Consider the following 23,767-nt stretch of genomic DNA (forward strand, 5'->3'; position numbering starts at 1 on the left):
TTTTCTGAAATTATAAGGATTATGGCTAAGAATTTAGTGATTGTAGAGTCACCGGCTAAGGCTAAAACAATAGAAAAATTTCTTGGAAAAGATTATGTGGTTGCTTCCAGTTTTGGGCACATTGCAGATTTGCCTTCGAAAGAATTGGGTGTAGATGTAGATGGAGATTTTAAACCCAAATATATTGTCTCTAAGGATAAAAAGGATGTTGTAAAAAGACTAAAAGATCTTTCTAGTAAAGCAGAAATGGTTTGGTTAGCAAGTGATGAGGATCGAGAAGGAGAGGCGATTGCATGGCATTTGGCAGAGACACTTAAATTAGATAAAAAAAGGACGAAAAGGATTGTCTTTCATGAGATTACCAAGAATGCAATTCTAAAAGCAATAGAAAACCCACGTGCCATTGATTATAATTTGGTAAATGCGCAACAAGCCAGAAGGGTATTAGATCGTTTGGTGGGGTATGAGTTATCACCGGTATTATGGCGTAAAGTAAAGGGAGGTTTGTCTGCAGGAAGAGTACAGTCAGTTTCGGTAAGATTGATTGTAGAAAGAGAACGAGATATCCTTGGGTTTACCCCAGAAGCTTCCTATAGAATAGACGCAGAGTTTTCTAATCAAAAAGGGAAATCTTTTAAGGCAAAGCTTCCTAAAAATTTTAGCACCAAAAAAGAAGCAGAATCGTTTTTGCAGCAGAATATGAATGCTTCTTTTAAAGTAGCAGATCTTTCTGTAAAACCAGCAAAAAAGTCTCCGGCTCCTCCATTTACAACTTCTACACTTCAACAAGAAGCATCAAGAAAGCTGTATTTTTCTGTTAGTAAGACGATGACGATGGCGCAACGGTTGTATGAAGCTGGATTGATTACCTATATGAGAACCGATAGTGTAAACTTGTCTAAAGAAGCACAAAACGGAGCAAAAGCAGAGATCGATACGGCATATGGTAACGAGTATAGTAATCCAAGACAGTATAAAGGAAAAAGTAAAGGGGCGCAAGAAGCTCACGAAGCAATACGACCTACAGATTTTTCGAAGCATACTATACAGGGAGATTATGATCAGCAACGATTATATGAATTGATTTGGAAACGAGCAATTGCTTCGCAAATGAGTGATGCGAGACTAGAAAGAACCAATGTTAAGATAGAGGCTAATACACATAATAATCAGTTTACAGGAAACGGAGAGGTTATAAAATTCGAAGGATTTTTAAAAGTGTATTTAGAAGGAAATGATGATGAAGATGAAGAGCAAGAAGGAATTTTACCTGCTATGAAAGTTCAGGAACCTCTGTTTAATAAATATATTTCGGCTACCGAAAGATTTACAAGGCCGCCAAGTCGATATACAGAAGCATCACTGGTTAAGAAATTAGAAGAACTGGGTATAGGACGCCCGTCTACCTATGCGCCTACAATTTCTACGATTCAAAATAGAAACTATGTAGAAAAAGGAGCAAAAGAAGGAGAAGAGCGTGATTATGCATATATGATTCTTGCTGATAACGAAGTAAAAGAAAAGAAACTATCAGAAAAAGTAGGAAGTGATAAAGGTAAGTTAATCCCTACCGATGTGGGTATGGTGGTGAATGATTTCTTGGTAAATCATTTTTCTACGATTCTTGATTATAACTTTACTGCAAAAGTAGAGCAGGATTTTGATGAGATTGCAGAAGGTCAGGAGGACTGGACGCATATTATGAAGGAGTTCTATCAGGAGTTTCATCCAAGGGTAGAAGATGTGTCTCAAAATGCAGAACGAGAGGTAGGTGAACGTATTTTGGGAGAAGATCCGGCTACAGGTAAGCCAGTTAGTGTAAGGTTGGGTAAATTTGGCCCAATGGTGCAGATAGGAACCGCAGATGATGAAGATAAACCACGGTTTGCAAGCCTGCCGCCTAATCAAACTCTAAGTAATATTACGTTCGAAGAGGCGATGAAGCTATTTCAGTTGCCAAAAGAGCTGGGAGTATATAAAGAACAGACTGTAATCGTTAATAACGGTCGATTTGGTCCATATGTTCGATTTGGAGAAAAATATGTTTCCTTAGAAAAAGGAGAAGATCCTTTTAATACTACACTCGATCGTGCAATAGAACTTATCGATGCCAAAGAAAAAGCAGATGCTCCTATATATACCTATGAGAATCTTCCTGTTCAAAAAGGGACAGGTCGATTTGGTCCATTTATAAAATGGAACGGGATGTTTATAAATGTTAATAAGAAATATGATTTTGATAACTTGTCAGATCAGGACATTGTAACACTTATAGAAGAAAAGAAGCAAAAAGAAATAGATAAAGTTATTCATAATTGGGAGGAAGAAGGAATTAGAGTAGAAAAAGCAAGATGGGGGCGTAGTAACGTTATAAAAGGTAAAGTAAAAATTGAGCTGCCAAAAACCGTCGATGCAAAAAAACTTACGCTAGAAGAAGTAAAAGACATTATAGAAAAGAATGCTCCCAAGAAAAAAACAGCAGCCAAAAAGAAAACTGCAACCAAGAAAAAAACTACTAAAACAGCAGCCAAAAAGAAATAATAAATAACCTATGTCTTTTGAATTTCTTGTCCCGGTAAGCGATATTGTGGTGGCACATGCAAAATTGCTATCTGATAATGCGTTAGGTAAACAAATAAAAATTCATACCGCAGAAGATGGAGTGCCCGGTCTAGAAAAAGCAGATATTGTAATTATCGGTGTTTGCGAAAATAGAAATGACTTAGATTTTCTGGGAGAAAGCTTACGTTTTGATGCCATACGTAAATCGCTATATGAGCTGTATCCGGGTAATTGGAGTGCTAGTATAGTTGATTTGGGAGATATAAGACCTGGGAGCGAAGTTAGCGATACCTATTTTCTGGTTCAGGAGGTGCTTTCCACATTGTTGCAAAAAAATTGTATTCCTGTTATTTTAGGCGGAAGCCAGGATATTGTTTACCCTCAGTATCGTTCATTTGATATTTTGGAGCGTATGGTGAATTTGGTGAACGTAGATAGTCGATTTGACCTTGGAGATTCTTCTCAACCAATCGATAATAGATCTTTTGTTGGTAAAATAATTGTTGATGAGCCTTATAATTTGTTTAATTATAGTAATATAGGATATCAAACGTATTTTAATTCGCAAGAAGAAATAGATCTTATAGAAAAATTGTATTTTGATGCATATCGCTTAGGCGAGGTTATTTCAGATGTGACTGTGGTAGAACCAATCATGAGAGATGCAGATATTGTTGCGATAGATCTTGGTGCCATGAATTCGGTTAGTTTAAATGGGCTTATGACTTCTCCCAATGGTTTTGATGGCCGTGAAATATGTGCTATTGCTAGGTATGCGGGGATTAGTGATAAAGTAAAAAGCTTTGGTATCTACGAATTCAAAAATTTTAAGAACGAGGAGATGGCTGCTTTGTTAATAGCTCAGATTATTTGGTATTTTATAGAAGGAATTAATTACAGATCTAACGAACTTGATGTCAGAAATCTAAAAAGTACGATGCATTATAGTGTTCCTGTAGAAGACGAAATTTTATCATTTTATAAGAGTGCAAAAACCGGAAGATGGTGGATAGAAATACCTTTTATTTTGTCTGGTAATAATAAATTGAAAAGACATACGTTATTACCTTGCACGTACAATGATTATGAAAGTGCTTGTAATCAAGTTATACCAGAAAGATGGTATAAAGCAAAACAAAAAAACGAAGTTTAACATTTTTATTGGGTAGATTTAAGGTTTTTTTTTGAAAAAAATTGTTTTTCTGAAAACAAATAATTAGGTTTACGTCCTTAAATCTAGAAGATCTTAACCTAAAACAAGTTATGAAGAAATTTGTATCACTCTTTGCTATTTTAGCAATGCTCTATAGTTGTGGTGGCGGAAACCGAGGAGAGCTAATAGGAGCACAAGGAAAAAAATGGCACCCTCAAAAGCCATATGGCATGGCCCTCATCCCCGGAGGATCATTCATTATGGGTAAGTCGGATGATGACAAAGCTGCAATAGCTAACGCCCCTACCAAAATGGTTACGGTTCGTTCATTTTACATGGATGAAACCGAAATTACTAATAGCGAATACCGACAATTTGTAAATTGGGTTCGCGATTCTACAATTCGAGTAAGATTGGCAATAATGGCCGATGAACTAGGAAAAACCCCTGGAGATGACGGTATAGGTGAATATGCCTTTTTAGATGCCGATACAGAAAACATGTCTGTTTACGAAAAATATATGTACGACAATTATAGTGGTATAGGAGAAACAGGATATGAAGGAAGAAAATTAAATAAAGATATTGATATCGAGTGGAATGTAGAAGATTACCCGGATGAGTTTTATGCTGAGGTGATGGATACTATGTATATTCCATTAGAAGAATCCTATAATGGGCGTCGTACGCTGGATGTAAGTAAATATAAATTTAGATTTACTTGGATGGATATTCAAGCAGCGGCAAGAGCCAAAAAAGGAGGAAGAAAGGATTTTGTGAAAGAAGAAGTAATTGAGGTATACCCTGATACCACTGTATGGATCAAGGATTTCAATTATTCTTATAACGAACCTATGCATAATGATTATTTCTGGCATAGTGCGTATGACGATTATCCAGTGGTAGGTGTTTCTTGGGAACAAGCAAAAGCCTTTTGCCGTTGGAGAACTATAGAAAAGAACGCGTATCAGAAAAAAAGAAAGAAAGAATTTGTAAATTATTTTAGACTTCCTACAGAAGCAGAATGGGAATATGCTGCAAGAGGAGGATTAGAGTCTGCTACATACCCTTGGGGTGGACCTTATGCCTTAAACGATAGAGGTTGCTTTTTGGCAAACTTCAAGCCTCTTAGAGGTAACTACGCAGCAGATAACTTTTTGTATACTGTAGAAGCAAAAACATTTGACCCTAATGACTATAACCTATACAATATGGCAGGTAATGTTTCAGAATGGGTACAATCATCTTACGACCCGGCAGCTTACGAATATGTATCATCCATGAACCCCAATGTTAATGATGATGAGAATAAACGTAAAGTGGTTCGAGGAGGATCCTGGAAAGATGTTGCTTATTTCCTACAAGTAAGCACCAGAGATTATGAGTACGCCGATTCTGCAAGAAGTTATATTGGATTTAGAACCGTTCAGGACTATATGGGTACTGACGTGACTGGAGAAAATAATACTCAGAATCAGAAATAAGTCCCAAAATTATCTATCAACTAAATTACTAACCCTTTTTTAAAACTATTGATTTAAAAAGAAAAAAACATTTTTATTATGGCAAATTCAAAAGCAAGCAAAAAGTTAATGAACATGGTATACGGTCTAGGAGCGGCCGTTGTAATCCTTGGTGCACTATTTAAGATTATGCACTGGCCATTTGGTAACGAGATGCTTATTATTGGTCTAATTACAGAAGCATTCGTATTTACCGTTTCTGCATTCGAACCAGTAGATGACGAATTAGATTGGTCTTTGGTATATCCAGAATTAGCTGGAGGTAGCAAAAGAGATAAAAAAGAAAAAGAAACTCCAGAAGGATTATTGTCTAAGAAATTAGACGAAATGCTTAAAGAAGCTAGAGTAGACTCTAACTTAATCAGTAGTTTAGGTGATAGTATCCGTAACTTCGAAGGTGCTGCGCAAGGCATTAAGCCAACTGCTGATTCTATTGCGGGTCAACAGAAATATAGTGAAGAAATATCTAAAGCTGCAGCTTCAATGGAGTCTTTAAATGGTTTGTATAAAGCACAATTAGAGGCATCTGCTAAACAAGCTGAAGCAAATGCGCAGACGGCAGAGCACGCAGCTAAACTTCAAGAGCAAATGTCAAGTCTGTCTAGTAACCTTGCTTCTCTTAATGGAGTATATGGTGGTATGTTAAATGCAATGAACAGAAGTTAATCGCATTTATTTTTAATTATTTTATAATAACTACCAAAAATCTAAAAAGAATATGGCAGGAGGAAAGTTATCCCCAAGGCAGAAGATGATTAACCTAATGTACTTGGTTTTCATCGCAATGATGGCATTAAACATGTCAAAAGAAGTATTATCGGCATTCGGTCTGATGAACGAAAAATTAGCATCGTCTAATACGATTGCTACAGAGCGTAATACAGCATTTATGGCTGGATTGGCAGAAAAAGTTTCAGAACAGCCAGAAAAATATGCACCACTTAAAGAAAAAGCAGATCAAATTAGTGCTTTGTCTAATGAGTTTAATGCATATATAGATCAATTAAAATCAGAGATATTAGAAGGAGTAGGAGATCCAACCGATTATGAAACAATGGATAAGTCGATTACATTGGATCAAAAGTTTTTTGAAGGTGGTAAAACCACTGCTGCTGCTCAAGAGTTCTTAGATAAAGTATCAAAATATAGAGATGGTGTTTCTACAGCTATTAAGTCTGTAAAAGAAGTTGAGGCTTCAGTAGCTGATGATGTTGTAAAGACATTCTCTACAGATGATGTAAAAGATAGATCAGGTGTAACTAAGAAATGGTTAAATTATAATTTCGAAGGATACCCAATGGTTGCTACTTTAACGAAGCTTACTCAAATGCAAACCGATGTTAAAACTACAGAGAGCAAAGTACTTTCTGCATTATTAGCAGGTCAGCAAGCTTCAGAACTTTCTTTTAGTAATTATGAAGCGATTGTTGTTCCAGACAAGACTGCTTTCTTTAGTGGAGAAAAGTTTAAAGGAAGAATCGTTTTAGGTCGTTTTGATGCTACACTAAAACCAACCAAAGTCGTGGTTAATGGTAAAGAGCAGACAGAAGTTCTGAATGGTCAGATCATGTTAGATTTCCCGGCAGGTAATGTTGGAGAAAGAGATGTAGAAGGAGAACTTGAGTTTAAGGAAGGTGATTCTATTGTAAAAATACCAATCAAGAGTTCGTATGCAGTAATTCCTAAGCCAAACTCGGCTGTAATTTCTGCAGATAAGATGAACGTGGTATATCGTGGTGTAAATAACCCGATGACTATCTCTATTCCTGGTGTGCCTGCTGTAAATGCATCGGCCCCTGGTCTTAAAAAAGTAGGTGGTGCAGGAAAATACATGATGAATGTAACGAACGTAAAAGCACGTGAGGTAAGTATCAAAGTAAGTGGTAAATTACCAAACGGAGCCTCGGTTAGTGATAGTAAGAAATTTAGAATCAAACCAATTCCAAGACCTGTAGGAACAGTTCGTGGAGAGGATGGTGCAATAAAAATGGCAAGAAATGCGTTATCAATATCATCTGTTGGAGCTATCTTACCAGATTTTGATTTTGATATCAAACTGAAGGTTACTGGTTTTAAATTTAAAGTAGAGGGACAGCCAACTGTTAGTGTTCGAGGAGGAAGACTTAGCGCACCGGCAAAATCTGCTTTACGTAAAGCGAAAAGAGGTTCTTCTGTACAGATTATAGATATAAAAGCACAGTTAACTACAAATTCTGGATATAAATTGAAAAAAATATCTCCAGTTATTGTTGAGTTAACGAATTAAACAATAAACTAGTTATGAATTTGAAAAATGTTGTATTAACCGTTTTTGGTCTATTAGTTTCTTATGTTTCTGTTGGACAGGCAAATGTATTAAATGCTAGTAATCCTGATGAAATTGGTAAGAAAACGCAAGAAGAGATATTATATGATAATGATAAACCATTAGAATATGGTTATGTAGGTAAGCGTGATATATTATGGGCAAAAACTACTTGGGAAACTATTGATTTGGATGAACGAATTAATTTTCCTTTGTATTACCCAATTGATACCAATAACATTGGAGCCAACCGTCGTTCTTTGTATGATGTACTAGTATCGAATATTAAAAATGGAAAAATTAAGAATATTTATTCAGATTCATATTTTACCGAGACACGTACATTTGAAGAATTGCAGACTACCATGACAAAGATAGATACTTTGGACTTAGGTTATGAGCAGTATAATGCAGGAGAAGAAGTGGATCCACAATATATTGATAGAAGAGATATTACTTCTGCCGATATAGCAGAATATAAGATTCGTGGTTATTGGTATTTTGATAAACGTCAGGGAGAGTTAAGATATAGATTATTAGGTATTGCACCAGTTGCACCAGATGTTAACTTTCTTGATGATGATGAGCCAGATATGGTAGCATTATTCTGGGTATGGTACCCCGATGTAAGAGAAATGTTGCATAACACAATGGCGTTTAATAGAAAAAATACTTCTATGCCATTTACATATGATCATATCTTAAATGCAAGACGTTTTAATTCTGTGATCTATAAAGAAGATAACATACAAGGTGACCGTGAAATTAAGGATTACATTGTAGATAATGCTTTAATGCAACTTCTAGAAAGTGAAAGAATTAAAGAGAGTATTAGAAACTTTGAAATGGATATGTGGAGTTATTAATGACTCCTGTATTCTACGAGGATATTTAAAAAAGCGACCAACTATTGTTGGTCGCTTTTTTATGATCGTTATTTGCGGTTTTATGAAAGAGAAACGTAATTTTAATGTTAGAAGTTGATATCATGGTAGATTATCTTATAGTTGGGTTGGGCTTATCAGGTTTATCTTATATAGAGCAATTAGAAACGAACAATAAATCTTATGTAGTGTTTGAGAATGCTACTCAAAAGTCATCAAGAGTAGCAGGAGGTTTATATAACCCTGTTGTTTTAAAAAGATTTACCATGGCATGGGATGCTCCGCAACAACTTAGAACAGCCATTTCTTTTTATAAAAATGTAGAAAAAAGATTAGGAAGAAAGTTAATAACCGAATTACCTGTATTGCGTAGGTTTAATTCTGTAGAAGAGCAAAATACCTGGTTCGAGGCATGTGATAGACCCAAACTTTGTGATTTTTTATATTCAGAGTTAATTCAAAATGCCAATCAGGGGTTGGATATCCCTTATCATTACGGAAAAGTAAGACACACAGGTAGAATAGACCTTCCTTTATTGCTTTCTGCTTATGAGGATTATCTCGTAGATAAAGGGGTGTTGCGTAAAGAGTCTTTTAAGTATGATGAATTGATTCTAAAAAAGGACTATGTTGTTTATAACGATGTTACTTATAAAAAGGTTGTGTTTGCAGAGGGGTATGGTATTAAGAAAAACCCTTTTTTCAATGGTTTGCCATTGGTTGGAAATAAAGGCGAGTACCTAATTATCAAATCCAAAGAACTTCAGTTAAAAGAAGTGATAAAATCTTCTATTTTTATTATTCCGTTAGGAGAGGATACTTATAAAGTTGGTGCTACCTATAATCATGAGGATAAATCATCAGAAATAACTGATAAGGCCAAAGAGGAATTACAAAAAAAACTAGATCAATTTATAAAAGTTCCTTATCAGATTGTAGGACAGGTAACGGGTATTCGACCAACAGTAAGAGACAGAAGACCTTTGGTAGGTACACACCATGCTTATAACCAAATTCATGTTTTAAATGGATTAGGTACCAGAGGGATTCTTATAGGGCCTACCATAGCAAAAAAACTATATGACCATATCGAAAATCATGTTCCTTTGGATGAGGAAATAAATATCGATCGATTTAAAAACCTACTATAAAGTTTTCTCTTTTTTATAGTGCATAAAAAAGTTAATCCAGATATTTCGTGACACGCGCATAATAATTGGCATGAAAACGATCATGGTGCCTACGATAACAAAAAACGTTTTCAATAAGTTTATTTCTAATATTAGATACGAAATAACAAATGCGGCAACGGCAAAAGCAATACCGACAGGATAACTTACATACATTGCTCCATAAAAAAAAGAAGGTTCAATTTTGTATTTGGTATTGCAATGGCTGCATTGTTCATTCATTTGCAATGTGTGAGTCAATTTGTAAGGATTAGAAACTTGATACATACTTTCATTTTGACAAACAGGACAACTTCCGGTTAAGATACTGTATATTTTTGTTCCTTTTAAGAAATTCATAAGCGTTTTTATTCTACCACAAAATTAATCATCTTTGCACAAAATATTCAAAAGCTGATGTTAAACATACATAACTTATCGATCTCGTTTGGAGGAGAATACCTTTTTGAAGAAATAACCTTTAGATTGGGTGCAGGTGATAGAGTAGGATTGATTGGAAAAAATGGAGCAGGTAAGTCGACCATGCTCAAAATTTTGTCAAAAGAGCAAGAACCTGACTCTGGACAAATTGCGATGGACAAAGAGGTAAATATCGGGTTTTTAAAACAAGATATTGATTTTGTGCTGGGTCGTACAGTATTAGAAGAAGCATACGAGGCTTTTGTAGCTATAAAAAAGATTGAAAGAGAGATAAGTGCTATAAATAATCAGCTAGCAGAGCGTACAGATTATGAGAGTGAAGGGTATAATCAACTAATAACAGATTTAAGTGATCTTACACACCAGTATGAACTCATCGGTGGGTATAATTATCAAGGAGATACAGAAAGGGTGCTACAAGGCCTTGGATTTGTTAGAGAGGATTTTGAAAAACTTACCGATACTTTTTCTGGTGGCTGGCGAATGCGTATCGAACTGGCAAAACTCTTATTGCAGAGCAACGATATTTTATTGTTGGATGAGCCCACCAATCATTTGGATATAGAATCCATCATTTGGTTAGAAAACTTTCTTAAAAATTACCATGGTGTCGTGGTAATTGTTTCTCACGATAAAATGTTTTTGGATAATGTTACCAATAGGACTATAGAGATTTCTTTGGGACGTATTTATGATTATAATAAACCCTACTCGAAGTATTTGGTGCTGCGTAAAGAGATGCGAGAACAACAACTTGCCGCCCAGAAAAATCAGTCAAAACAGATAGAGCAAACAGAAAAACTGATTGAAAAGTTTAGAGCAAAGGCCAGTAAAGCTTCAATGGCCCAATCCTTAATTAAAAAATTGGATAGAGTAGATCGTATAGAGGTTGATGAAGATGATAATGCGGTTATGAATATTAGTTTTCCGATAAGCATACAGCCTGGTAAAGTTGTCATTGAAGCCGAAGACGTAGGGAAAAAATATGGAGAAAAAGAAATCCTTAAAGGAATTGACTTGTTAGTAGAGCGAGGTTCTAAAATTGCTTTTGTAGGTCAAAATGGGCAAGGAAAATCAACTTTGGCCAAAATAATAATTAATGAAATACCTTATGATGGAGGATTTAAGTTAGGGCATAATGTAGAAATTGGGTACTTTGCACAGAATCAATCTGAATATTTGGATGGAGAGCTTACTATACACGAAACAATGGTTAATGCGGCCAATGAGAAGAACCGAAGTAAGGTACGAGATATGTTGGGGTCATTTTTGTTTAGAGGAGATGAAGTAGATAAAAAAGTAAAAGTTTTATCTGGAGGAGAGCGCAATAGGTTGGCGCTATGTAAAATGCTTTTAGAGCCATTCAATGTGTTGATAATGGATGAGCCAACTAATCACCTGGATATTAAATCTAAAAATGTGCTTAAAGAAGCATTGAGAAATTTTGAAGGCACTTTGATTTTGGTATCTCATGACAGGGATTTTTTACAAGGACTTACTACAACAGTGTATGAATTTAAAGACAAGAAAATTAAAGAATACCTTGGTGATATTGACTTCTATTTAGAGCAACGAAAAGTTAATGATTTAAGAGATATAGAAAAAAAGGATAAAGAGATTAAAGAAACATCAGAAACCAAACAAACAGCAAAACAATCATACCAAGATCAGAAAAAAATAAAGTCGCTTAACAACAAACTGAGTAATGTAGAGTCAAAAATCAATAAGTTGGAGAAAGAGATTAAGGAAATTGATGTAGAATTAGCAGTCAACTATGATCAGACGATTGCACAACCCGATTTTTTTGATAGGTACCAAGGTAAAAAAGATCAATTGGCTGCACTTATGGAAGAATGGGAAGTTGTGCAGGAAGAAATAGATATGATGTCTCTTGATTGATATTTAAAGTAATTATGTTAGAACATTTTTTTCAATGTCCTTATTGTTGGGAAGAAGTATCAATGTTATTAGATCCTTCTGTTTCCTATCAAGTATATGTAGAAGATTGTGAAGTGTGTTGTAATCCCATAGAAATACATCCAAGATTTGAAGATCAAACCTTGGTCGCTTTCGAAGCTTTGAGTATAGAACAGTAAAATTTTGTATAAATAATGAATAACCCCAAAAGAAAATATCTTTTGGGGTTATTATATTAAAGGTGTTGAATTTTTAAGGAGCTACATCTTTATTATTTTTTTTGTCAGTTTTATGTTTTTGTTTTCGATAACAAAGAAATACATACCGTTATTAATATTTGATAAGTCTATTTCAATTTCTCTAGAGTTTTCGATAGTTTTTATGTTCCATTTTTTAACCAATCTTCTTCGTACGTCAAAAAGAGTAAAGCTATTGTTATAGTCTCCAAAATTTCCTGAAAGCTTGAAAGAGCTGTCAAATGGGTTAGGTGAAATGGTATACGAATTTTCGTCTGAAGGATCCGTGTTCGAGATAGTACCCATATTAAAAGAAACTTCTTGCGGTTGCGTAGTAAATTTTTCGTCTAAACATTTATTACTAGTAAGTGTTATTTGAGCTAACCACGTACCTTTTACTCTTGGATCATTTTCTGTTACTTCAGAAAAAGAAACGGTATCTGTAGCATAATTAGTTCCGTCTGGGCCTGTCCATACTATAGTTCCGCTATTTAGATTTGAAGATAGCTCTAGTTTTAAACTCAAGCCTTCTTTTGCGGTTAGGGTATCTCCTTCATTTACAAGAGTATTTTCGTCATCAATAACTGCCTGAATGGGATTAGATAAATCTATTGTTGATGGAAGTACTTTTATATTGATCTCTTTAGTACTTGCGCTACATCCATCTGTAACGTCATTATATCGTATAGTGTAAGTGCCTGAACTGGTTAATTGTATATTGTTAATTTGCCATGAGGTGGCTGCATCTGGAATAAATACAGAACCATTTGGATGTATTAATTCAACATTTTCGGTACCTATATCTTGCATTCCTATGGATACATTATCTCCTTCACAGGCTTCAAGATTGCTTTGTTGCAACCAATCTGTACCATCATTTACATAAGGAGTTATCGCAACACTAGTACTACATTGTATAGGAGAAAGAGGAGCTTCGAATATTCCTCTACCATGAGTTCCTATAAATATTTTATCACCGTTTAAGTATTGAATTTCGATATCATTTACAGCTGTATTAGGTATACAACCATATTTTAACCATTGTGTCCCATTTTCTTCAAGATAATAAACACCTCCGTAAGTTCCTACGAATATAGCCCCCGGGTTTGTGTCATAGGTTTCGAGTGATAGTATTGGTAAATTCGGTAAGTTATAAGAGATGTTTTGCCAACTAGAACCTCCATTGGTTGATTTGTAAACTTTACCATTATCAGTAAAACCACTATAGGATATAAATGCGGTACTTTCGTCTGTAGGGTGTATCTCTAGGTCTGAGATATATTGGTTTATAGGAGTTGTGTATGTGGTCCAGTTGTTGTTGGCTGCATTTTTAGCATAAACCACATTCCATCTAGATGCATAGATTTTATTAGAATTGGATTTGGCAATCGCTATTTGCTCTAAGTTACTTCCTCCGGCAAGATTGTTTCCAATGTTAGTCCATGTATTTCCTTTGTTATCAGATGCATAAACGTTATCATAACCAATAATTATTCTACTAGCGTTATTAGGGTCTAGTTTGTAAGGAGTTTCCCATGCTCCTCTACCACCTTTGCCCGGTGGAGATATATTGGTTACTGCACCATTTACCCATCTAAATACATTCCCATTTTGCCAGGCGTAATATCTGGTATTGGCGTCAGTAAAATCTATTTCTTGTCCCATACCATCTGCGGTAGGATAATAACTTTGCCATTGTCCGTTAGAATTTCGGGTAACATTTCCATTATCCTGAGAACCTCCTCCAAGAACGTTGGCATCTGTTTGAGAGACAGCTATGTCATAATATTGTGTAATAAACAAGTCTGAAGATAAGTTGGTGAAATTATTTCCAGATACAGAATATTTAAATACTCCTCCATCATTACAATAGTATACATAATCATTTTCAAGTGGGTTTCTATAGATATTTCTTTGGTCTACGTGAATAAAAGGAAGGCCACTTTGTCCTAACCATTGTGAGGTAGCTTGAAAACTATCACCAGTATTGGTAGAACGATAACATTCGAAATTACCTACCATAAGGTCGGTGTCAGAACCATTCGCAAACATAATAACACTATTCTGCTCGGGTAATGATTTTCGAATAAAGTTTCGGCCGTAATCGGTAGAAACATTTAAGTTATTAGAACTAGTGATAGCTACATAACCAGAATTAGCTTTGTTAGAAACCGAAATTCTTACCTGACCATTGCCAAAATCTTCATCAAGTGTAAATGTTTGCCCATTATTGGTGCTTAAATAATATTCTCCTTGACTACCTCCGGCATGTGCATCATTCGAATTTAAATTATATTTAACCGCTGTTGTAGGTTGATTAATGATTTTGGTAGTGGTAGAAAAATAATCCGTGGTTCTGTATAATCCATCTGAGGTTGCTACAAGAAATTCTGAAGCATCGTTAGGATTTACATCCATTTCATAAATTCGAATTCCGTCAATTAAATCGAAAGTTAAATTTGTAGGACTAAAAGTAACCCCGCCATCGGTAGATTCGTAAATCCCGATACCATTAGGGCCGTACCATGTAATATCACTTAAAGCAATAAAAATTCTATTAGAGTTTGCAGTATCTATAATGATATCGGCTACTGCGGTATGTGGTAAATCATCATTTATATTGGTATAAGATTGACCTCCATCGGTAGTTTTCCAAAGACCACCAAATGCTGCTCCTACATAAAATGTATTAACATCTGTGGGATGAAACGCGATACTACTTACACGACCCATGTCAATTTGATAACCAAAGTTACCATTATAATTAACCTCTGACCAATTTACAGTATACTCAGAATCAGCGCAGGTAGCCCTTGCCGAAGTCCCTTTATTTTTTGCAGCCTTTGCTTTTAGGACTGCTGGTTTTGTATAGTCGGCCAAAGTTCCGTCACTATTTAAATGTTTTTTCCAAAAGCTTTTCCATCTTTGGTACTTGGTATCGTTATCATCTTTAAACTCTCTGCGTGAAAGGTCTTTTGGGTTTAGATCGGGATATTTGTTTTTGAAATAAGCGTCTGCCTCTTCAACAATTTGCTGAAAAGTTAATCGCTTAGCATTTTTTTGAGAGTACCCATTTTTAGAACTTTCATTTTGTTCATAAAATGGATTGGATAATATGTCTTTTATGTCTCTAGGATTTTTAGAGTTTTGCGCATAAATATTTACACATAAAAATAAAACGAAGAATTGTAATATAGTTTTCATTAGCAAAATAGGGGTTTAACGATAAATGTAAAATCAAGATTCAGTTATTAAACTTTACTATCATATGACTATCTAATTTAAGAAAACCCCTACTTTTTTTTAAAAAAAATGTTAAAATTTATTGTAATTGCTTTTTTTAAGGCTAGGGTAAGAGAAAGAAGTAAAAAGGTTTGTTTGTATTAGATGTTTTCCATTACCAACAATATATGAAAAAATATTGGTTTTTTCAATTTTATAAACCTTTAGAAAAGCAAAACCCCCGAAAATATATTTTCGGGGGTTTGTGATATATTGAGATTGAAGATTAGATATTTTGTGCTAACCAATCTCCTATTTCACTTGTTTTATACGCTTTTGCATTACCAGCAAGATCTTCGGTAACGAAACCTTGATCCAAAGATTTATCTACAACTGCTCTAATGTCACTTGCTTCTTTAGTAAGTCCAAAAGCAGTTTCGAACATCATTGCGGCAGATAATACCGTAGCAAGAGGGTTTGCAATATCTTTTCCTGCCGCTTGTGGATAGGAACCATGGATAGGCTCGAACAATGCTGTTTTTTCTCCCAAGGAAGCAGAAGGCATTAATCCCATAGATCCAGATATTACAGATGCTTCATCGGTAAGAATATCACCAAACAAATTTTCAGTAATTAATACGTCGTAAGAATTTGGCCATTGTACCAATCTCATTGCTACCGCATCTACAAATTCATAACTTACCTCAACTTCTGGATAATCTTTTTCCATACCTTGTACAGTTTCTCTCCATAATCTAGAAGATTCTAATACATTGGCTTTGTCTACACAACATAATTTTTTATTTCTAGCCATTGCCATTTCAAAACCTTTTTTGGCAAGACGAGTAACTTCTTCTCGAGTATAGGTACAAGTATCGTATGCTGTATTTCCATCATTTTCTCTTCCTCTTTTACCAAAGTAAATACCACTGGTTAATTCTCTAAGGAAAACCAGGTCTGTACCTTCAATTCGTTCTTGTTTTAGAGGAGATTTGTCAATTAATGAAGGAAAAGTAAAAGTAGGTCTTACATTAGCAAATAACCCTAGTTTTTGTCTCATTTTTAATAATCCTTGCTCTGGACGTACCTTTGCAGAAGGGTCATTGTCAAATCTTGGATGGCCAATAGCTCCAAATAACACAGCATCTGCATTCACGCAAATCTCATGAGTTTCGTCTGGATAGGGTTCTCCTACCGCATCAATTGCTGCAGCACCTGTTAGAGCAGGTGTCCAATTTATTTTATGATCGTATTTTTTTGCAATTGCGTCACAAACCTTTACAGCTTGGTCAATGACTTCGGGGCCGATACCATCTCCTGGTAATAGTGCTATGTTTAATTCCATTATTTAAATATTCTATATCGTTTAGTTTGTTGTTTGTTTTAGCTAGGCCAAAGTAATTTGTTTTTTTTGATTTGCGAAAACTATGCTTCAATAATATTTAGCATTTTTTGAGTTGCTTTTATAGCTGATACGGTCTGATCAGAATCCAGACCTCGGGTTGTAAATTCTTTTTCGCCATTTTTCCATTTTATAACCGTTTCACAAAGCGCATCAGAGCTACTACCAGGAGGTATTCTTACCGCATAATCGATAAGTTGCGGCAAGACACTCTCCTTTTGGTCGTATATTTTTCTAAGTGCATTCATAAATGCATCGTATTGTCCATCTCCTTGTGCATGCTCTTCTATGATTTCATCTCCTGCTTTTATGGCAACGGTTGCAGAAGGTTTCAGGCCCTTGGCATGATTTAGCGAGTACGATTTAATTTTCACATTACTTTTGTACAAATTACTATCTAATACGTCTGAGATAATATAAGGTAGGTCATCTTGAGTTACTACTTCTTTTTTATCTCCGAGTTTGATAATTTTTTGAGTGACTTTTTTAACATCTTCAGAGCTAAGTTTCAAACCTAATTCTTCAAGGTTTTTTTCGATATTAGCTTTTCCCGATGTTTTTCCTAAGGCATACTTGCGTTTTCTGCCAAAACGCTCTGGCATTAAGTCACTAAAATAAAGATTGTGTTTGCTATCTCCATCGGCATGTACTCCTGCAGTTTGTGTAAAAACATTGTCTCCTACAACGGGTTTGTTGTCTGGTATTTTAAATCCAGAGAATGTTTCTATAAGCTTGCTTACTTTGTATAAAGCTATTTCTTTTACATTGGTGGTGATTTCTGGAAGAAAATCATTGATAACGGCTATGACGCTTGCCAAAGGTGCATTCCCTGCACGTTCTCCCATCCCATTCATGGTAAGGTGCAATCCATTCATTCCGGCTTTTACGCCTTCTATAGCATTGGCAACCCCTAAATCATAATCATTGTGTGCATGAAAATCAAAATGAAGGTTGGGGTATTTGTTTCGTAATTCAGACAAATATTTATAGGTTTCAGAAGGAGTTAAAATACCCAGAGTATCTGGAAGTAACACTCTTTTTACAGGTTGGCCAGATAAGAAGTCCAGAAAATCATATACATAGTCTGGAGAGTTACGCATTCCGTTACTCCAATCTTCGAGATATACGCTATTAGTAATGCCTTCTTGTTGTGCAAGAGAAAATACTTCTGCGATATCCTTAAAATGTTGTCCGGGTGTTTTTTTTAATTGATAGGTAAGGTGGTTTAGAGATCCTTTTGTCAACAAATTTTGAACCTTAGCCCCTGTGTCCTTCATCCATTGGATAGATTTACCACCGTCGACAAAAGTTAGGATTTCGACACGATCAATATATCCATTCTCCTTCGCCCAATCTACGATATCCTTAACAGCTCTAAATTCTCCTTCAGATACTCTTGCCGAAGCAACCTCGATGCGATCTACTCCTAATTCTTCGATAAGAAGCCGTGCTATGGTTAATTTTTCTGAAGCAGAAAAAGATATTCCTGAGGTTTGTTCACCATCCCTTAGGGTAGTATCCATTATTTCTATTGATCGTTTACTCATTATATGTATAATATTTAGGCTTAAAGAGTATTTGTTGTTTTATGTAGAAGAACGGTTAGAAATGCTAATGACTAATTAAAAGTATCTTTTGCCTTCCTAAGTACGTTTTTTTAGGAAGGCAAAAAGATGAGTATTATCATAATCGTCTCGATTATTTTTAAAAAGGACGTTTTGCTGCAAATTCCTGAATTTCTGATTTCATTTTGGTAAGATAATCGATGTCATCATACCCATTTAGCATATTTTCTTTTTTGTAACTATTGATATCAAAAGATTCTGATTCGCCGGTTGCTTTTAGAGTGATTGTTTGCTTAGGCAGATCAATTTCCAATTGACTGTTAGCATCAGCTTCGATGGCTGCAAAAATCTTTTCAAGAAATTCTGCGCTAACTTGTACGGGTAACACCCCAACATTAAGGCAGTTATTTCTAAAGATGTCTGCAAAAAAACTAGAAACTACGCATCTAAAACCATAGTCATATACAGACCATGCAGCATGTTCTCTAGATGATCCAGAACCAAAGTTTTTTCCACCAATTAAGATTTTCCCGCTATATTTTGGATTGTTTAATACAAAATCTTCTTTAGGGGTGTCATCACTATTATATCTCCAATCTCTAAAAAGATTATCGCCAAATCCTTTTCGCTCTGTAGCTTTAAGGAAACGTGCTGGAATAATCTGATCAGTATCTACATTTTCTATAGGTAAAGGAACGGCTGTGCTTGTTAATATATCGAATTTATCGTAGGCCATTTTTTTCTTTTTAAATTACTGTTTTTACTATAAAGCTTAAGACAAAAGGGTTCTTGGATCTGTTACAACTCCGGTAACCGCAGTAGCAGCGGCAACAAGTGGGCTAGCTAATAGCGTTCTTGATCCAGGGCCTTGCCTTCCTTCAAAATTTCTATTAGAGGTACTTACTGCTAGTTTTCCTGCTGGTATTTTATCAGCGTTCATTGCTAAACATGCAGAACAACCGGGTTCTCTAAGCGTAAAACCTGCTTCTGTAATTATGTCTAATAATCCTTCTTCTTTGATAAGATCTTCTACTTCGTGAGATCCAGGTACTAACCATGCAGTAATATTGTCGGCTTTCTTTTTTCCTTTTACTATAGAAGCAAATGCTCTAAAATCTTCGATACGACCATTGGTACAACTTCCTAAAAAGACAAAGTCTACCTTTTTCCCGATCATACTATCTCCTTCACTAAAATCCATGTACCCCAAAGATTTTTTGTAAGTCGCAACACCACCCTCTACTGCATCTGCATTCGGAATATTATTAGTGATTCCTATACCCATACCAGGATTGGTACCATAGGTAATCATAGGTTCGATGTCGGCACCATTAAAGGTAAGTTCTTTGTCAAAAACAGCATCATCGTCTGTTTTTAACGTTTTCCAATAGGTCATGGCTGCATCCCATGCTTCTCCTTTAGGAGCAAGAGGTTTTCCTTGTATATATTCGTATGTTTTCTCATCAGGCGCGATCATACCTCCACGGGCACCCATTTCGATACTTAGGTTACATACGGTCATACGACCTTCCATAGTCATATTTCTAAACACGTCTCCAGCATATTCTACAAAATATCCTGTAGCACCAGAGGTAGTTAATTTTGAAATAATATAAAGAGCAACATCTTTAGGCGTAACACCAAAACCAAGTTCTCCATTTACATTAATTCTCATTTTTTTTGGTTTAGGCTGCATGATACATTGTGTAGAAAGTACCATTTCTACTTCGGATGTACCAATACCAAAAGCGATAGCACCAAAAGCACCATGTGTAGAAGTATGTGAATCACCACATACAATAGTGGCTCCAGGAAGTGTGATTCCGTTTTCTGGCCCAACTACGTGTACAATACCGTTTTTCTTATGACCTAACCCCCAGTGAGAGATACCCCATTCTGCAGCATTTTCTTCTAAAGCTTTTAACTGATTAGCGGATAAAGGATCTTCAACAGGTAGGTGTTGATTTATGGTAGGGGTATTGTGATCGGCAGTTGCAAAAGTGCGTTCTGGGTACAATACGGTATTACCTCGACTTTTTAATCCTAAAAAGGCAACAGGGCTTGTAACTTCATGAATAAAATGTCTGTCGATAAAAAAAACATCGGGACCATTTTCTATATTACGTATTACGTGAGAATCCCACACTTTGTCAAATAATGTCTTGCTCATTTCTTTGGTCTTTACTACTATATTGTTGATGCTATTCTAGACATCATATTATTAATTGTATTAAAAAAGGAAGCAAATTTACGAGATATAGAAGATAAGTACTAATAAAATCATAAAGTTAAATGTAGTTTTGAATATATTTCAGTAATACAGCGATTTTCGAATAATTTGATAACAAAAAAGGCCATTTTAAGAATTAAAATATTTTTTTTGCAGTATGTGTTTTAAAATCAGTGGATAATGATAATTAGGTAAAAAAATATTTATTTTTCCTTTAAATATGCTTTCATAAGTGAAAAAAGGTTGTATATTTGCACTCCGCTTACGAAAGGAGTTGTTGTTGAGTAAGCGAAAGTTCTTAAAAAGAAATTTAAAATCAGTTTACTGATTTATAAAATATATATCGCGGGATAGAGCAGTAGGCAGCTCGTCGGGCTCATAACCCGAAGGTCACAGGTTCGAGTCCTGTTCCCGCTACTTTTGAAAAGCTAAAACTATGATTATCATTGTTTTAGCTTTTTTGTTTTTATGAAAAAATGTTAAATTCTACCCGAAGGTCACTCTTGAGAATTCAAAATCACAAAACATATAAGTATTTAAAAATCAGTAATTTGTAATTTTTAAATTTGTTTTTATAGCAGACGTGTTGTTTTGTGTGCTTTTGACGTACTGTTTTTTCAGTTTATTCGTTAAATATTTCAAACCTCAGAATAGCTTTACTTACAATAGTTTCATCTATATAGTGTTTCTGCAAAACATTATCAGAAGTATGAGAAGATAGATATTTTGTATCTGCGCCTATAGTTGAATGTAGGTAGGTTAAGTACGTTTTTCTAAGTGATTTTAATTGTAGTTTTCTATTTGTTCCTAATAAGTTATAAAAATGAGAAAAACCTTTAGAAAGAGAATCCATCATATATGCTGTAGATGATTTTGAACGATTAGGATGTAATAGAAATCTGTTTTTTCCTTTATGTTTATTGTAGCCTAATCTATGAAGTAATTCCCTTAAATCTTTGGTGATAGGAATAATCTTGGGAGTAACCTCTTCATTAAACCCATCTCCAAGTTGTCGTTCAACTTTTAAATTTCTCATTTCGATATAGATTGGAATATTATCTTTTTCATGTATCATATTCCATTTTAGACTTACGATTTCTTCTCGCCGCCCACCAGTATAGAGAGCAAGTTCAATTCCGTCTTTTAAATAAGGCTTATAGAGATTTCTTTTTTGTTTTCTTTTCCCTTTCATTTGTATGACTCCCCTTTCCGGACTAATAATTTTGAGAAGATTTTGAAATTCAACTCTTGTAATCGTTTCTTTTTTAATTACCGTTTTTCTTCTCCTAACTTTGTCAAAGGGATTAGATTTGTTTAACTCGTAGTTCTCTATAGTCCATTTAAAGAAACCTTTTACAGCACTCATTTTGTTATTATATGTTTTGTTCTGATATTTTTTAGTCTGTATAAGATACGCATGAAAGAACCCTATATGATCATCTGTTATCTGGTTTATTGTTATTATCCTAGTATTAACTCTATTTATAGTAAGAGTTTTGTTAAACTGTTTTAATGCTTTATATACTTCTTTTATATGTTTTGATGTTCTTTGTACTTGCTGATGTAAAGGAACTCCAATATTTTTTAAAAATTCTATATAAAGAAGTTGAGAGTCAAATAAATAAGGTTGATTTTCTGATTCTGGATTCTTGATTTCCTTTTCAAAATCAATAGCTTTTTTAACAGCATCATTATAACTATTAACATTAAAAGACTTACTAACTATCCGCTGTGTTCCTGGGATATAAATACGTGACCTAAATTTATGTTTAGCGGAAAATTTACAGGAGGAATACTTTTTTTCGCTATCACCACATAAAGGCTCTTCTTTTATAGTATTTCCTGACTCTTGAGTTACTTTTTTTTGTGTCCAAGAAAAATCCTTTCTACAATGATTGCAATAAATGAATAATCCTTTGTGTTTTTGCAGGGGTAGTTTTTTTCGTTTCATAGTTATGGTAGTTTTTATTTTGGAGTTTAAAATATTATATTAAAGATAGCCTGATGTTTCTACGGGGAATTAAGATATAGCTGAAAGGAGAAAATCTGTCGATGAATATGTTGATTGGTTCTTTAAAAGGATCAGGGTTAATTTTGATAGAGTTAATGTTAAAATAGTTTTTAATACCTTTCTAGAAAATGTACAGATAAAAAATGAACTCAGATAAACTTACTTCTCTTAAAAGAGTGCTAGAGCATAAATTATCTACTCTAGACTTTGAGGAGAAAATCGCAAGATATAATAGGCAATTGGGAAAAATACTTCAAACCCCAGCTGATGAATACTCAAATTCAGGTAATATAGAATATGGTATTGAGAATATTTTAGATGCTGCTAGTGCGGTAAATTATCCTTTAGGATATTTAAGATCAAAAAGAGATACCTATGAAGAAATCTTAGAATTATTTGGAAAAGAAGAAAAAGAATTAGAAAGTATTTTAATCCCACTACCTAAACAAGATCAGCTTGATGATATTTTATTGGATGGTTTGGGTTTACCAGATGAGGAACCTTCTGAAAAACATTTCTTTAATTGTAAACTAACTCATGAATACTGGGGCGCAGAAGGTTGTAGCTGTCCAGGAGCTTATGTATACAGAAAATATTTGTCTATTGGATTAAGTGAAGAAGAAGCCAAATTAATCTCAAATTATGTTGACTTTGGATCTGTAATGGAGGAAGAAGAAAGAATTAAAGCAGAGAAATTATATGAGCAACATAAGTTTTTAAATGTTATAGCAATTAAGTAAGGTGGATTATGATTTTTGAAGCTAGGTGCCGGTGCCATATATGCTAAATGTAATAGCTAGTAATTTGTTAAAAATAAGAACAGACTAACTATTATCTGTTTTTGTACTTTTAATAATGAAAGTGTTGACAAGAAGATTTTTTTTTGTAAATATATAATATAAAACTGGGTATTTTTATAAAGTATATACTAATTTAGTGTTTTAATTACTCTCCCTTATGAATAGAATTAAAGACGTCTTGGAAGCTAAAGGCATAAAACAGACATGGTTGGCTAGTAAGTTAGGTAAAAGCTTTAATACAGTCAATAGTTATGTACAGAATAGAACCCAACCAAGCCTTAAAGTTTTAAATGAAATTGCGAAAATCCTTGAGGTAAATGTTAAAGATTTAATTGGATCAAATTAGA

General features: G+C 34.6%; 18 protein-coding genes and 1 tRNA gene. 12 read left to right on the forward strand and 7 right to left on the reverse strand.

Annotated elements, in window-relative coordinates; genetic code table 11:
• Nucleotides 1-21: 21 nt before the first annotated feature.
• From topA to ABW636_RS04620, 7 genes are all read left to right on the forward strand, one after another.
• Nucleotides 22-2,541: a type I DNA topoisomerase gene (gene topA, locus ABW636_RS04590; RefSeq protein ID WP_367588770.1), complete on the forward strand. Its 2,520-nt coding sequence runs from the start codon at nucleotides 22-24 to the stop codon at nucleotides 2,539-2,541.
• Between the two features lie 10 nt (nucleotides 2,542-2,551).
• The gene (locus ABW636_RS04595; protein WP_367588771.1) at nucleotides 2,552-3,715 is read left to right on the forward strand and encodes a formimidoylglutamase; all 1,164 of its coding nucleotides are present in this window, start codon (nucleotides 2,552-2,554) and stop codon (nucleotides 3,713-3,715) included.
• Nucleotides 3,716-3,825: 110 nt separating this feature from the next.
• A complete protein-coding gene (porK, locus tag ABW636_RS04600) occupies nucleotides 3,826-5,199 on the forward strand; it encodes a T9SS ring complex lipoprotein PorK/GldK (protein ID WP_367588772.1) in 1,374 nt (457 codons plus the stop codon).
• A gap of 78 nt (nucleotides 5,200-5,277) precedes the next feature.
• Nucleotides 5,278-5,904, forward strand: coding sequence for a type IX secretion system motor protein PorL/GldL (gene porL / locus ABW636_RS04605; protein WP_367588773.1), 627 nt, complete (start codon nucleotides 5,278-5,280; stop codon nucleotides 5,902-5,904).
• Nucleotides 5,905-5,956: 52 nt separating this feature from the next.
• On the forward strand, nucleotides 5,957-7,504 hold the full coding sequence (gene porM / locus ABW636_RS04610) for a type IX secretion system motor protein PorM/GldM (protein WP_367588774.1): 1,548 nt from the start codon (nucleotides 5,957-5,959) through the stop codon (nucleotides 7,502-7,504).
• A 14-nt stretch (nucleotides 7,505-7,518) separates the two neighbouring features.
• Nucleotides 7,519-8,409 (forward strand): type IX secretion system ring subunit PorN/GldN, encoded by an 891-nt coding sequence (gene porN, locus ABW636_RS04615; protein WP_367588775.1) that lies wholly within the window; start codon nucleotides 7,519-7,521, stop codon nucleotides 8,407-8,409.
• A gap of 104 nt (nucleotides 8,410-8,513) precedes the next feature.
• Nucleotides 8,514-9,578: an NAD(P)/FAD-dependent oxidoreductase gene (locus ABW636_RS04620; RefSeq protein WP_367588776.1), complete on the forward strand. Its 1,065-nt coding sequence runs from the start codon at nucleotides 8,514-8,516 to the stop codon at nucleotides 9,576-9,578.
• Here ABW636_RS04620 and ABW636_RS04625 read toward each other — a convergent pair.
• Nucleotides 9,573-9,956 carry a DUF983 domain-containing protein gene (locus tag ABW636_RS04625; protein WP_367588777.1) on the reverse strand — a complete coding sequence of 128 codons (384 nt, stop codon included), beginning with the start codon at nucleotides 9,954-9,956 and terminating at the stop codon, nucleotides 9,573-9,575. The two genes, ABW636_RS04620 and ABW636_RS04625, sit on opposite strands and share 6 nt — an antisense overlap.
• A gap of 57 nt (nucleotides 9,957-10,013) precedes the next feature.
• Between ABW636_RS04625 and ABW636_RS04630 the strand changes: the two genes are divergently transcribed.
• Both ABW636_RS04630 and ABW636_RS04635 read left to right on the forward strand, forming a co-directional pair.
• Nucleotides 10,014-11,936 carry an ABC-F family ATP-binding cassette domain-containing protein gene (locus tag ABW636_RS04630; RefSeq protein WP_367588778.1) on the forward strand — a complete coding sequence of 641 codons (1,923 nt, stop codon included), beginning with the start codon at nucleotides 10,014-10,016 and terminating at the stop codon, nucleotides 11,934-11,936.
• Nucleotides 11,937-11,950: 14 nt separating this feature from the next.
• Nucleotides 11,951-12,133 carry a CPXCG motif-containing cysteine-rich protein gene (locus ABW636_RS04635; protein ID WP_367588779.1) on the forward strand — a complete coding sequence of 61 codons (183 nt, stop codon included), beginning with the start codon at nucleotides 11,951-11,953 and terminating at the stop codon, nucleotides 12,131-12,133.
• Between the two features lie 81 nt (nucleotides 12,134-12,214).
• Here the strand turns inward: ABW636_RS04635 and ABW636_RS04640 are convergent, their stop codons facing one another.
• The 5 genes from ABW636_RS04640 to leuC all read right to left on the reverse strand — a co-directional run bounded on the left by ABW636_RS04640 (nucleotide 12,215) and on the right by leuC (nucleotide 20,549).
• Entirely contained in the window at nucleotides 12,215-15,394 is a 3,180-nt protein-coding gene (locus ABW636_RS04640; protein WP_367588780.1) for a VPS10 domain-containing protein, read from the reverse strand.
• 304 nt (nucleotides 15,395-15,698) lie between these two features.
• Complete coding sequence (leuB, locus tag ABW636_RS04645) at nucleotides 15,699-16,757, reverse strand: 3-isopropylmalate dehydrogenase (RefSeq protein ID WP_367588781.1); 1,059 nt, start codon at nucleotides 16,755-16,757, stop codon at nucleotides 15,699-15,701.
• An 80-nt stretch (nucleotides 16,758-16,837) separates the two neighbouring features.
• Complete coding sequence (locus ABW636_RS04650; protein WP_367588782.1) at nucleotides 16,838-18,361, reverse strand: hydroxymethylglutaryl-CoA lyase-like TIM-barrel protein; 1,524 nt, start codon at nucleotides 18,359-18,361, stop codon at nucleotides 16,838-16,840.
• Nucleotides 18,362-18,518: 157 nt separating this feature from the next.
• On the reverse strand, nucleotides 18,519-19,115 hold the full coding sequence (leuD, locus tag ABW636_RS04655; protein ID WP_367588783.1) for a 3-isopropylmalate dehydratase small subunit: 597 nt from the start codon (nucleotides 19,113-19,115) through the stop codon (nucleotides 18,519-18,521).
• A gap of 36 nt (nucleotides 19,116-19,151) precedes the next feature.
• On the reverse strand, nucleotides 19,152-20,549 hold the full coding sequence (gene leuC / locus ABW636_RS04660) for a 3-isopropylmalate dehydratase large subunit (protein ID WP_367588784.1): 1,398 nt from the start codon (nucleotides 20,547-20,549) through the stop codon (nucleotides 19,152-19,154).
• A gap of 404 nt (nucleotides 20,550-20,953) precedes the next feature.
• On the opposite strand from leuC, the gene ABW636_RS04665 reads away from it, so the two are divergent.
• Nucleotides 20,954-21,026 (forward strand) — tRNA-Met (locus ABW636_RS04665).
• Between the two features lie 205 nt (nucleotides 21,027-21,231).
• Here ABW636_RS04665 and ABW636_RS04670 read toward each other — a convergent pair.
• Complete coding sequence (locus ABW636_RS04670) at nucleotides 21,232-22,560, reverse strand: tyrosine-type recombinase/integrase (protein WP_367588785.1); 1,329 nt, start codon at nucleotides 22,558-22,560, stop codon at nucleotides 21,232-21,234.
• A gap of 203 nt (nucleotides 22,561-22,763) precedes the next feature.
• Between ABW636_RS04670 and ABW636_RS04675 the strand changes: the two genes are divergently transcribed.
• Both ABW636_RS04675 and ABW636_RS04680 read left to right on the forward strand, forming a co-directional pair.
• On the forward strand, nucleotides 22,764-23,360 hold the full coding sequence (locus ABW636_RS04675) for a hypothetical protein (RefSeq protein ID WP_367588786.1): 597 nt from the start codon (nucleotides 22,764-22,766) through the stop codon (nucleotides 23,358-23,360).
• 217 nt (nucleotides 23,361-23,577) lie between these two features.
• Nucleotides 23,578-23,766, forward strand: a complete 189-nt coding sequence (locus ABW636_RS04680) for a helix-turn-helix domain-containing protein (RefSeq protein ID WP_367588787.1) — start codon at nucleotides 23,578-23,580, stop codon at nucleotides 23,764-23,766.
• The last annotated feature ends 1 nt before the right edge of the window (nucleotide 23,767 follow it).

It is taken from the genome of Aquimarina discodermiae (assembly GCF_040786235.1).
Lineage (GTDB): Bacteria > Bacteroidota > Bacteroidia > Flavobacteriales > Flavobacteriaceae > Aquimarina.

What these genes read in the sequence shown, in the direction of transcription:
- porL (WP_367588773.1), top strand. Translation starts at nt 5,278, where the DNA reads ATGGCAAATTCAAAAGCAAGCAAAAAGTTAATGAACATGGTATACGGT.
- ABW636_RS04640 (WP_367588780.1), bottom strand. Translation starts at nt 15,394, where the DNA reads ATGAAAACTATATTACAATTCTTCGTTTTATTTTTATGTGTAAATATT.
- porM (WP_367588774.1), top strand. Translation starts at nt 5,957, where the DNA reads ATGGCAGGAGGAAAGTTATCCCCAAGGCAGAAGATGATTAACCTAATG.
- ABW636_RS04635 (WP_367588779.1), top strand. Translation starts at nt 11,951, where the DNA reads ATGTTAGAACATTTTTTTCAATGTCCTTATTGTTGGGAAGAAGTATCA.
- topA (WP_367588770.1), top strand. Translation starts at nt 22, where the DNA reads ATGGCTAAGAATTTAGTGATTGTAGAGTCACCGGCTAAGGCTAAAACA.
- porK (WP_367588772.1), top strand. Translation starts at nt 3,826, where the DNA reads ATGAAGAAATTTGTATCACTCTTTGCTATTTTAGCAATGCTCTATAGT.
- ABW636_RS04630 (WP_367588778.1), top strand. Translation starts at nt 10,014, where the DNA reads ATGTTAAACATACATAACTTATCGATCTCGTTTGGAGGAGAATACCTT.
- ABW636_RS04625 (WP_367588777.1), bottom strand. Translation starts at nt 9,956, where the DNA reads ATGAATTTCTTAAAAGGAACAAAAATATACAGTATCTTAACCGGAAGT.
- ABW636_RS04650 (WP_367588782.1), bottom strand. Translation starts at nt 18,361, where the DNA reads ATGAGTAAACGATCAATAGAAATAATGGATACTACCCTAAGGGATGGT.
- leuD (WP_367588783.1), bottom strand. Translation starts at nt 19,115, where the DNA reads ATGGCCTACGATAAATTCGATATATTAACAAGCACAGCCGTTCCTTTA.
- ABW636_RS04680 (WP_367588787.1), top strand. Translation starts at nt 23,578, where the DNA reads ATGAATAGAATTAAAGACGTCTTGGAAGCTAAAGGCATAAAACAGACA.
- ABW636_RS04620 (WP_367588776.1), top strand. Translation starts at nt 8,514, where the DNA reads ATGTTAGAAGTTGATATCATGGTAGATTATCTTATAGTTGGGTTGGGC.
- porN (WP_367588775.1), top strand. Translation starts at nt 7,519, where the DNA reads ATGAATTTGAAAAATGTTGTATTAACCGTTTTTGGTCTATTAGTTTCT.
- leuB (WP_367588781.1), bottom strand. Translation starts at nt 16,757, where the DNA reads ATGGAATTAAACATAGCACTATTACCAGGAGATGGTATCGGCCCCGAA.
- ABW636_RS04670 (WP_367588785.1), bottom strand. Translation starts at nt 22,560, where the DNA reads ATGAAACGAAAAAAACTACCCCTGCAAAAACACAAAGGATTATTCATT.
- leuC (WP_367588784.1), bottom strand. Translation starts at nt 20,549, where the DNA reads ATGAGCAAGACATTATTTGACAAAGTGTGGGATTCTCACGTAATACGT.
- ABW636_RS04675 (WP_367588786.1), top strand. Translation starts at nt 22,764, where the DNA reads ATGAACTCAGATAAACTTACTTCTCTTAAAAGAGTGCTAGAGCATAAA.
- ABW636_RS04595 (WP_367588771.1), top strand. Translation starts at nt 2,552, where the DNA reads ATGTCTTTTGAATTTCTTGTCCCGGTAAGCGATATTGTGGTGGCACAT.